Consider the following 10,466-nt stretch of genomic DNA (forward strand, 5'->3'; position numbering starts at 1 on the left):
CATCGTAGTCCCGTCAATTTTGGTGTTAATGTCCTCTGTGGTTTGATTGCTTATTGTCATCAGCCCAAAAAGCCCTCCCTTCACTTAGAATGGGCTTTACCTCCATCTGCTTAACCCGAACTCAGGTTTGTTAGATTTCGCTGCGGTCAGTGATTTGGAAGCTTGGTGTGCTGACAATTTTTAACAAGAGGTAATGGCTAATGCGATCGCTCGGTTGTTAACGAAGCGGTTTGGAGAATTTCCCTAGGAGATGCGTGCTTCAGTTTTGGGTTTGCCATTACCAATGTTGGAATTGAGTGAGGCATTGTTGGATTTTACGAGTGTGGATGATTTACAAGCTTGGTTGGAGGAAAGATCGCACTGATGGTAGAGTTGCATTGCCTCTTTGTTTACTCGTTTACCGCCTCACCTTTTTTCAGTAGTCTCCTAGCAACTTTTCGAGCAGCGTGTAGATGTCCTTTTTATCTTTATCCTTGCGCCGACCAATGCCAACCACTAAAACAAACACTTGTGCCTGCTCAACTTTGTAGACGATGCGATCGCGCTGCCCAACAGCCCGCACACTTTGAAATCCTGAAGATTGTCTATCAGAGCTTTACCTTGTTTTTCTGGGTCAGTCTTAAGCTGGTCAATGCGTTCTGCTAGCTTCGCTTGTTCTCGCCGATCTTTAATCACAGCCAACATTTCTAGTGCCAGTGGTGTTAGTTGAATCTCATATTCAAGCGGATTGGACGATTCGCTCATAGTCCTAGCTGTGCTTTGGCACTCTGCCAAGAAATCCTGTTGCCTTGTTCTAATTGCAAGATGCTTTGGCTCAGCTGAGTGACAAACTCAGTATCGCTGAGGATGTCCAGTGTTTCTAACAGGGCTGTGAGATGGTTGTAACTAAGAGCAGCGATCGCAGGAACACCATCCTGGGTAATAATGATGATGGGTTCTTCGGTCAGTTCATCAGCTAAAGTAGGGAGTTGCTGCTGAGCTTGGGCGATCGTGAGGCGTTTTGGCATAGGAATAGGGCTTGGTGAGCATTGAATTTATTCTAATATTACGGGGCATTGAAGCGGATTTTACTACAAGGGAATTGACTTAATCTGTCGCCTGGGAGCGTCACCTCCTTAAATTTTGTAGTGAACCTGTGGCAACCTCATTAATCGAAACCTGAGACAACGATCGATTACGTCAAGGGGAAGCAATCGGAGAAATTAGCAACAATCGGTAAGAACAAGGTTCATCAGCTTTCACCAATGGTATTGACTTTAATGAATTTCAAGCAACTGAGAGAAAGTTTTAGCTGTCAAGAACCCTATGCTTTTAATCTTTTGGGTTTGTTGTGCGATCGCAATAAATCAAGCAGAATTGAAGAATTGATCTGGTTAAGAAGGCGAGAACGCGCTGATGGTGGGGCGGCGATCGCCTCTTTGTTTGCCCCTTTACCGCTTTGCATTTCCTCATTAGGTTAGTTTTTGGACGAACGGTGACAGGATTTACAGATAAAGAGGGTGTGTTTAGGGTTAATCGACTAGATATTTATAAAGATCGTCAATTATTCGATCAGCCACTAAATAAGGTGGACCTTGCCAGTAAACTTCATATACTCGGTTATTTCGCACCGCTTGAAGCTGTGACGCAATAGGCTGTTTTAAGAAAGAGCGAAATTTATCAGAGCTTCCTTGCCAGGCATTTCTGACAAACAAAACGTCGGCATCGTGTTCGGGTAAAGTTTCAATACTTGACATTAAGAAGTCCTTTTGATTTTGTTGAATTGGTGGACGGCGTAAACCTATTTCATTCAAGATTTGATTATGTAGAAGATCTGAAGCCAAAGTATAAAAATTTTGTCCATCAACATCAATTACAGATATGGTGATTTTCTCTAATTTTTCTCCCAATTGTTGTCGCAGTTTTCGGACTTTCTCCTGATACTCAGTCAAAAGTTCTTCTGCGCGATCGCGCTTGCCCAGAATCTGAGCAATGTATCGTGGCATAAAGTGGTAATCTCTACTCTGCTTGATGAGTACTGTGGGTGCAATTGCCGAAAGTTGTTTATAACCTAAGTCTTCTTGCCATTCCAGCCCTAAAATTAGATCTGGCTTGAGGGTGAGAATAGCTTCTATAGAAGGTTGACTAACACCACCCACTACTGGTACTCCAGCAATCCATTCAGGTGGGATTCCTCGAAAATACTTACCTCCGTAGTCATAATAGGCAATACCAACTGGTTTAACACCTAATTCCAATGCAGCTCCAAGTATCATATCGTGTAAGATAACAATTCTCTGAGGGCTAACTGGAATCTGGATTTCACCTAAAGCATGACTAACTACTTGTGTTTCTATTGATGATTGCGTTGCTGTTAAGTTGGTTTGGTTTTGCTTGAGTTGCGATGTATTGCTATGGCAAGCTGAGACGATCAAAACAGCTATTGTTGCCAGAAACAGTACTAGAAACTTATAACTACTGCCAATTTTACGAAATTGCCGTAACATATGCCATCTGAAAAAAACGTTTGAAAAACACAAACTAATCGAGTCATCGCTAAAATGCACAGAACCCAAAGCCGAGAAAAGGAAGATTTGAGTTCTGGCTTTCTCCTATTTGCAAAGAGATGGCTAGGGTGAAGTTAGCCATTGACTATCTTCCCCTAAAATGTAATTCGATAAGTGGCACTGATTGTTCTTCCCCTAGAAGCTGTGGCTGTGGAGGCAAATCCCTCAAATGCTGCATTTAGTTGTTCAGAGGGAACAAGGTATTGGTTGTTGAAAAGGTTTTGAATCCCAATATTTAAGGTTCCACTGCCGATATTAATGCTGCTAATATAATCCACGACTACATAACCATCTGTAGCGCGTGGGTCAAATCCTCCTCCTTCAAAGTTGCGACTACGACCGCCTACTGCTAATAGTTGCAAACGGTTTCGCCAGCCTGGTAAGGTTTGATTCTCGACATAGGCTGTCCATTTAAGCGGAGAAATAGCATAGGTGCTTTGCGGTAAAAAGTCTCCGGTATCATCAAAGTCAATATCTCCCTCTTGCCAACTTAAAGTTGTGCCCAACAACCAGTTGTCTGAGGGTTGCCAGTCGAGGGCGGCTTCAACACCATATTCTCTTTGGGGAGCACGAACAACTTCAAAGATAGGAAACCCTTCATCAGTTTCTACCTGCTGTACTGCGTCACTAAGACTAGAATTACTAAAAAAGCCAGCGAGAGAAAACTGTACAGATCCCCAGTTACCGCGAATGCCGAGTTCGTAATTATTAACGTTTACAGGTTGCAGTAAATCGGTATTAGCCTCAATATTAAGATTCTCTGGAGGATTATTCACTATAACGTTTAAATTAGGCAAGGAAAAACCTTGAGCGAAATTAGCAAACAATCCGATTTCATCAGTCACTTGATAGACAACACCAGCATTAAACACAACGTCATCAAAACTAAAGCGCCCACCCTCAATGTCAAACCCTCGAAAGTAGCTAGTGTAGCTGGAAACATTGACATCAAAGTTAGAGTATCGCAACCCACCCGAAAGCGTTAGGTCATCAACTACCTCCCATTGCATTTGCGCAAATAAGCCAAGATCGCCAACACTGTAAGGTAAAACCCTGCGGCGCTCAATTCTTTGAATTACCCGCCCATTACTCTCATCAAAGGCAACAGGATCAATAAAATCAGCAAAACCATCTCGCCTTTGATAGTCATAATCAGCACCCCATAACAAGTTAGCCTGCTGCCCAAGAGGAGTCTGAATCTGTAGTCGTGCACCACCCCCTTCAATATCAAGCAGAAGTGCATTGGAGATGAAGCCGAAAAACTCACGAAAATCGTTGATTCCTGCTGTGATACCAGAATAATTTCGATAATAACCTTGTGCGCTCAATGAACTGCCAAACAGATTGTCGTGGTTATATCTGAGACTGACAATTGTATTGCGATCAAAAAATGGCGGGGTATCAATGAACTCTTGCTGACCCACTCGAATTCCTCGGGCTTTGCCTGCTTCCTCTGAGCCTTCTATGTCGGCGATAAACTCATTATTAACTCGCTCAATATCGTAATGATTGAAAGTGAGTTGTAGGCGCTGCTCTTCGTTGAGGTCAAAACCAAGCTGTCCCAAAGCATTAAGCGTGCGATTTTCATCACTGGGACGAGCAAAGAAAATGCGATCGCCTTCGGCATCAAAGAAACTCCCTTCTCGCTCATAAGAGAACGAGAACAAGTAATCAACTGGATTCACATTGCCCGAAAATCCAAATCTTGAAAAATATCCAAAACCTTCACCGATGAAAAAAGAGTCACCGCCACCCGCTGCTGCTGTTGTGCCTATTTCTGCAAATACATTGGATTCCCCTTCCTCTGGTCTGCGAGGAATAAGGTTAACCGTTCCACCTGTTGCCTGCGCCCCAAACACTGCATTGGGACCACGTACCACTTCAACTCTTCCAATCGCATCAAGGCTGATAGTGCGTTGGGGACGGGCAAAGTTATCGCTGACTGGAATGCCGTCAATCAGGTAAGAAATACCTCGTCCACGTAAAACTCCTCGTTCGTTTGCTTGGGGTGATGCTATGCCAAAACCTGGTACTTCTCGAGTGAGAAGCTCTGGTAAGCTTGGCGATAGGGTGGTTTGCGTGTCCAAGTCTTCTCGATCAATCACGGTAACGGAGCGAGGAACTCTGGTAATTTCCTCCTCTGTTCGTGTCGCCGTCACTACCACTTGGATCGCATCGTCTTCCGCCGTAGCATCTGTTGCTACACCCGGACTCACACTTGGTATCTCCTGTGGCGTTTCACCCGTTGGCTGTTCAACTTCAGGCTGTTGTGGTGGCTGCATTGCCGTTACAGCAGGTGTCAAACCAAAAATCAATCCTTCGTTACTGTCAAATAACGCAACTGTTGGCAATCCTTCTTCACCCGCTACTGTCACCCTGATAGTATTAGCATCAAGGTTTGTCACAGTAATCTCAGTAATCCCCTTAATTGGTTTCTGGGAATTGAATGTAAACGCATCGCCATTGGGTAAACGCAATTGAGCATTGGGGATATCAGCGATAAAGTTATTCCCAGCGCTGCGGTTGGTAATTTGCAGTTGTTCTCCTTGAGTTGTCTGTAATATCACCTCCACACCTTGTGCAGTGGGATTAGCTTGTACACCCGTCACTTGTATAACACCCCTCTGGACGGAAGAGGGGTTGGTTGGTGCTGGCGACTGCACTAACATAACTGCGCTAGTGCTAGGACGCTCTCTTTCACCAATTTGAGGAATCTCTCTAATTAACCGAGATTTACGTAATACAGATGTAATAGTTTTATCATGAGTCTCCAGCTTTGTTGCTTCTTGAGCCGTTACGCTCACAGCACCCCACAGCCAAACAGAACTTGTTAGTAATAAAAGTTGCAATAAATTCTTTAGTTTCATTAGCTACTCTACACACCTGGCAATATTGCGGAAATCGACAAGTCATCCGTGACTCGTCCCCACACATTTCCTCACACCTCACACTAATTCTTGATATGTATGCACTAAGTAGAGACCCCCTGTAGTCCCTCTTACTTAGGGGAACGGCGACAGATAGGGGTGAGAACAAAGTGCATCTTCACAGATTAGTATCAGTTCCACATTGATTTAGCTTCTAATAAGAAAACTTCTCAATAAAGCTGAGAATACAAGATTTGAAGAAGGTATTGTTGCCGCAAACGGATTTTTTTCTGCCCGATCGGGATTTTTTTAGTGATGGTGCGACAACAAAGGGCGATCAATCGCTCAAGGAGACGGTTGAGGTGAGATCAAAACTGCCACAAAATTGTTCCCTACACCATAAACGGCTCACCATGAAAAACCTGATATAGCGGTATAAGGTAAATATCAAGGTTCAGAGTGCTTTAGAGTAGATGGATTTATTACGGTTTGAATGGGACAACCAAAAAGCTCAAATTAACTTCAAAAAGCATGGGGTTTCTTTTGATGAGGCAGCAACTATTTTTTACGATCCACTCTATTTAGAGGATTAGACCTCCTACATGAAAAGAATTGCGAATAAATTCGCTACTAGACAAACCCTGTCCACCGACCTGGTCTTACTCAGAAAACTCTTACTCTTGAGTGTGCGAAGGCACACTTTGTTATTTAGCCCCGACTTTAGTCGAAGGGCATCTGTAATTCATGCAGGAGATCTATTATGATGAAGCGCACTCTGACCAAGAGGATCGGTTTAAGATTATTGGTATGTCAAGCAATGGACGCTTGCTAGTTGCCGCCTATAGTCAGCGAGTTGATATTGGCAACTTAATGTACTTCTTCTTGAGGCAGCTTAAACCTCACCAAGGCATACGCAACGTTATGTTGCTGACTGCTCATCACGACTTTCTATGTAACGGCGTAGAACCGAGTTGATTAAAGCTTTATATTCTCCGCTTTGAGCTTGAAACCATTTCAGAACATCTGGATCAATCTGAACCAGTCGTTGTACTTGAGGGGCAGGAATTCTTAAAGTTGCCTTCTCAAAAAAATCCTCCGTCAACGGTGGAATATCAGAATAATCAATTCCTTCGTCGTCGATTGCCTCAAGTGCTTCCCAATTAGTACGAGAGGTATTGCTTAAGTCTTTGCCGCTCATATCGATTTGCTCTTCGTGCCGAAATGATCCGAATCACGCCATTCTGTCGTTCTGTCCAAACAACAACCGCTATACCTTTACCGAGAAAACCGATACCGATCCAACGGTCTTCGCCGTAATCAAAGCGATCGTATAGCTCAATTAGCATCGGATTATCAAACATTTCAGGGACATTTGCGAAATCAATCTCATGTTTGCGGATATTCTCTAGATTTTTCGCTTCATCCCACTCAAACTGCATGAAAGTTCAAGCAATGCTAATCAGGCTCTCCCTATTATTGCGTATTCTATCCAAAGCTGAATCACACCATCAGATATCATTGAGATTCAGCCAGAACAGATTTAAGATGAGTGAAAATCTGGAAATTTGTTGAGAATTGGGTACTTTACTTAGTTCGACAATAGACCTCTTGCATGTGAAACACAGATGCCCTCCGACTGAAGTCGGGGCTACCCAAGCAAAGTGTACCTTCGTACACTAAATCAAGACTTTTAAGAGGGTAAGGCATGCCTTACCCGTAGTCCACGGAGGTGGACAGGGTTTATCTAGCAGCGAATTTATTCGCGATTCTCTTCATGCAGGAGGTCTAATGATAAAACGCGCCGATGTCAGTACCAAAAAGTTAATCAGTCTCGCCCCCGATAACTGGGTGCAATGGGTAACTTTTGCGACGTTTGTGCTAGAGAGTATGTTAGTGCAAGAGATTATGAGGTGGGATATGGCTGTGTTACGCGAGTCACCTTGGTATCAGGATGAGCAGCGTGGACGGCGAGAACAGATGGTGTCAAATATCGCAACTATTTTAGAGGTGAAATTTGGCACTGAGGGCTTAGAATTAATGCCCCAAATTACCCAATCCGATTTAGCCCAGTTGCAGGAAATTTTACGCAGCATTGTTGCGGCAAGTACAATTACAGAAGTACGCGATCTTTTGTAGTCAAATAAGGTCAAATTCGACGACGGCGATAAGCACTAGGTGTCATGTCCATATGCCGCTTAAACGCATCACAAAACCGACTCGCACTCGCATATCCTACGCGATGGGCAATCTCAGCAATACTCAACTCGCGATCGCATAACAGTTCCTGTGCTTGCTTTATTCGGCACGTTTGCAAATAACCAAACACTGTTGTGCCAAAAAGATAGCGAAAGCCTCGCTTTAATTTGTAGTCGTTTAGTCCCACCTGTCTTGCTAGATCAAGTAGTGACGGAGGACAATCTAGATCGCGCTGGAGAATTTCTTTTGCTAAATGCAGACGTTCGATATCTGTGGGACGAAAATTTGGGATTGTATTGTATGAATTCTGTCCTGCCAATTGATGAAACTGTAACACTAATAGTTCTAGTACCTTACTTTCCAAGTACATGCGTTTGATGACACCATGATAGGGACAATTGAGCATCTGTTGGAGAGTCTGTTGCATGGCGGGGGTGCTTTGATTGAGAGATTGATGAAAGTTTTTTGCCGATTTTCCCTCAATCAGCGATCGCAGCAGAGACGAGGTATGATCCCAATTCATTCCAAACGACTTCAATCGTTCTAAATCTGTCTTAATTCCTACACTTTTGTGGATTTGTTCGGCTGGGAAATATTCAATTGATCGTACTTCTTTGATGTAGCACAAACAGGTTTCACCAGCAGTTTCTTCGCGACTTCTTCTAGCTGAATGCCTGGGTTAATCATGCGGCGGTCGCCCGCTAAATAGAAATTTGATAACAGCATCCCCTCCCCGTTGTAATGATAGTCTAGACACAAGGAACGCCAATATTGATAGGTGGCAATGTGAATGCTTAGTCCTGGATGCAGATCAATAATCCACTCTTCCCCTTGCCCTAACCGCTTTGGGATAGCCCGTCGTCGTTCAACATCATTCCACTGCCAAAGAACCTCACCACACGCATTTGCTTCTTCCCAGATCGCATTATATTCAGCTTCAGTAATGATCCGTGCTGTGTCGAGTGGCATTATTCCTATCCCTACTAATTAAGAAAAGGTTTTATTTACTAATGTCACGTCCGGTTAAATAACCCAACTTTCATTGAGTTGTTAGTTGCCAATTGCTAACCACTCTAGTCACTAGTCACTAATCACCAGCCACTTTAAAATTTTAAGCATCTTCCTGATTGTAAGTCACTGTAATTGAGAAAATTTTCCAAGGCGAAACTTTATAGATTGGCGATCGCACAGTAGATGTTGTCCGCTCTAATAAATCAACAGTTTCCCTGATCGCTAAATCTAAATCACTTTTGAAATCTAACTGTGCTGATTCTCCATGACATTCATAACAGCGTAAAATCCATTTTTGAGAATTGTCTTCTGACTGTTTAAACGCCGTCAAAATCAGGTTATCTGCTGATAAATCGAGAAAACAGCCTACTGGCGGTAGGTTTTGCGAAACGCGATCGCCCTGTGATACTAACATTACTTGTAAGGGAAAATTCAGCTCATATCCGCGTCGTACCGTCTGCGCTTGTTGCCAATTACCTTGATGCGGATAAATCGCATAGGTGAAGTAATGATTTCCTCGATCTGCGTTTGGGTTGGGCCATTCTGCACCACGCAGTAACGTGAGGCGTAATTGATGAGGTTGGCTATCATAGCCGTATTTGCAATCATTCAGTAAACTCACTCCATAATCATGAGTACTTAAATCTGCCCAGTGTAGTGCTGGAACTTCCCATTTTGCTTGTTCTGCTGGTGTTTCTGGTTTAGTAGTCCGCTGAATCGCACCGCAAGGAATTTCATAAGTTGCATAGTCAGCTTCAAAGTTGAACGGAAAAGCCGCTTTTACCAAAACATGACGCGATCGCCAATTGACAGTCGTTTCTATTTTCAACAGCGGTAAACTTGCTTGTAATACGTAATCTTGACAAAATTCGGATTCTCCGAGTTGACGCACAACACGAATGCGACTTTGAATGATTCCTTGCTCTAACCACTCAATCGATTTGAGTTGCGCTGGTGGTAAAGGATGTTGTGCATAGTTTGGGTCAATGTTCCATGCATCCCAATATTGACCGCTATCAGTAAATCCTTGTAATTGATTTCCTCCGTCAGAATGCAAGATTTCGCGATCGCACGTCTTATCAAAAACACTCTTCAAATTTCCATTTTCACAATCAACAGTTACCCGTAAAAATTCATTTTCTAATATCCAATCTTCAGCAAAAGTTTTTTTATTTTCAGAGTAATACTCAGCATTTGATAATATATTTGTACTATCGATCTTGTTTTGCTTATTTTTTGGTGTGTTATTTAATACTTCGGTAAAATTAACTAACGATTTTAGTGTGACAAGCCAAAAAACACGATAACCTGTAGCAGGAATATTATTAGCACTACATAATAGTGCTTGAGCATCAATAATCTGACAAGGTAGCTGATTTCCCTCTAAGTCGCAAACAACCCAGTCTTGTGCATCAGGTAATGTCACGCTCACAACTTCAGAACGTTGCCAGTTGAGAGAATTAAATACAACTAAGGCTTGAGCGTCAGGATGCGGAGGTGGCGGTAATTTAATTTGAGATGCGATCGCACTTAACGACTGCTGGGTAATTTCTGCCGTGACTTGTTCAACTTCTTCCCAAGTTGGGTTAACCTCGGCGTAGACTTCAGGAATGGAAGAACCAGGGAGAATATCGTGAAATTGGTTAAATAAAACTTTTTTCCAAGCAGCTTCTAATTGAGATTGAGGGTAAACGAAGCCAGTCGCGATATTAGCGAGTGCAGCAAACAATTCTGCTTGATATAGTAATCTTTCACAACGGCGATTCCAGCGCTTTTGATCCGCGTGGGTAGTGTAACAACCGCGATGAAATTCGAGATAGAGTTCATCCTGCCAAATAGGAAGGGG

At 43.1% G+C, this 10,466-nt stretch carries 13 protein-coding genes and 1 pseudogene; 5 read left to right on the forward strand and 9 right to left on the reverse strand.

Going from position 1 to position 10,466, the window contains the following annotated elements; all coding sequences use genetic code 11:
* Together IQ230_RS27805 and IQ230_RS25010 are read left to right on the forward strand one after the other, a co-directional pair.
* Positions 1–114: pseudogene (locus IQ230_RS27805) on the forward strand (IS982 family transposase); the annotation flags it as partial.
* Between the two features lie 136 nt (positions 115–250).
* On the forward strand, positions 251–364 hold the full coding sequence (locus IQ230_RS25010) for a DUF4351 domain-containing protein (protein WP_228055324.1): 114 nt from the start codon (positions 251–253) through the stop codon (positions 362–364).
* Positions 365–495: 131 nt separating this feature from the next.
* Here IQ230_RS25010 and IQ230_RS25015 read toward each other — a convergent pair whose 3' ends face one another.
* Both IQ230_RS25015 and IQ230_RS25020 read right to left on the reverse strand, forming a co-directional pair.
* Positions 496–744, reverse strand: coding sequence for a type II toxin-antitoxin system RelE family toxin (locus IQ230_RS25015; protein WP_228055325.1), 249 nt, complete (start codon positions 742–744; stop codon positions 496–498).
* Positions 741–1,007, reverse strand: a complete 267-nt coding sequence (locus IQ230_RS25020; RefSeq protein WP_193934914.1) for a type II toxin-antitoxin system Phd/YefM family antitoxin — start codon at positions 1,005–1,007, stop codon at positions 741–743. The genes IQ230_RS25015 and IQ230_RS25020 overlap by 4 nt, the downstream gene beginning before the upstream one ends.
* A 237-nt stretch (positions 1,008–1,244) precedes the next feature.
* Here IQ230_RS25020 and IQ230_RS25025 point away from each other — a divergent pair, with 237 nt between their 5' ends.
* Positions 1,245–1,460, forward strand: coding sequence for a hypothetical protein (locus IQ230_RS25025; RefSeq protein WP_193934915.1), 216 nt, complete (start codon positions 1,245–1,247; stop codon positions 1,458–1,460).
* 51 nt (positions 1,461–1,511) lie between these two features.
* On the opposite strand, the gene IQ230_RS25030 is transcribed toward IQ230_RS25025, so the two are convergent.
* On the reverse strand, positions 1,512–2,486 hold the full coding sequence (locus tag IQ230_RS25030) for an iron-siderophore ABC transporter substrate-binding protein (RefSeq protein ID WP_228055326.1): 975 nt from the start codon (positions 2,484–2,486) through the stop codon (positions 1,512–1,514).
* Positions 2,487–2,641: 155 nt separating this feature from the next.
* Positions 2,642–5,413 (reverse strand): TonB-dependent receptor domain-containing protein, encoded by a 2,772-nt coding sequence (locus tag IQ230_RS25035; protein WP_193934916.1) that lies wholly within the window; start codon positions 5,411–5,413, stop codon positions 2,642–2,644.
* 473 nt (positions 5,414–5,886) lie between these two features.
* Here IQ230_RS25035 and IQ230_RS25040 point away from each other — a divergent pair, with 473 nt between their 5' ends.
* A complete protein-coding gene (locus IQ230_RS25040) occupies positions 5,887–6,006 on the forward strand; it encodes a BrnT family toxin (protein ID WP_015188784.1) in 120 nt (39 codons plus the stop codon).
* Positions 6,007–6,332: 326 nt separating this feature from the next.
* Here IQ230_RS25040 and IQ230_RS25045 read toward each other — a convergent pair whose 3' ends face one another.
* A complete protein-coding gene (locus IQ230_RS25045) occupies positions 6,333–6,611 on the reverse strand; it encodes a BrnA antitoxin family protein (protein WP_193934917.1) in 279 nt (92 codons plus the stop codon).
* Positions 6,574–6,852, reverse strand: a complete 279-nt coding sequence (locus IQ230_RS25050) for a BrnT family toxin (RefSeq protein ID WP_193934918.1) — start codon at positions 6,850–6,852, stop codon at positions 6,574–6,576. The genes IQ230_RS25045 and IQ230_RS25050 overlap by 38 nt, the downstream gene beginning before the upstream one ends.
* Positions 6,853–7,201: 349 nt before the next feature.
* Here IQ230_RS25050 and IQ230_RS25055 point away from each other — a divergent pair, with 349 nt between their 5' ends.
* Positions 7,202–7,549: a hypothetical protein gene (locus IQ230_RS25055; protein ID WP_228055327.1), complete on the forward strand. Its 348-nt coding sequence runs from the start codon at positions 7,202–7,204 to the stop codon at positions 7,547–7,549.
* A 10-nt stretch (positions 7,550–7,559) separates the two neighbouring features.
* On the opposite strand, the gene IQ230_RS25060 is transcribed toward IQ230_RS25055, so the two are convergent.
* The 3 genes from IQ230_RS25060 to IQ230_RS25070 form a co-directional block, all read right to left on the reverse strand.
* Entirely contained in the window at positions 7,560–8,132 is a 573-nt protein-coding gene (locus IQ230_RS25060) for an AraC family transcriptional regulator (protein WP_193934919.1), read from the reverse strand.
* 38 nt (positions 8,133–8,170) lie between these two features.
* A complete protein-coding gene (locus IQ230_RS25065; protein ID WP_193934920.1) occupies positions 8,171–8,578 on the reverse strand; it encodes a hypothetical protein in 408 nt (135 codons plus the stop codon).
* Between the two features lie 142 nt (positions 8,579–8,720).
* A partial coding sequence (locus IQ230_RS25070; protein WP_228055328.1) for an alpha-mannosidase occupies positions 8,721–10,466 on the reverse strand: 1,746 nt, incomplete at its 5' end.

The organism is Gloeocapsopsis crepidinum LEGE 06123 (assembly GCF_015207655.1).
Classification (GTDB): domain Bacteria; phylum Cyanobacteriota; class Cyanobacteriia; order Cyanobacteriales; family Chroococcidiopsidaceae; genus Gloeocapsopsis; species Gloeocapsopsis crepidinum.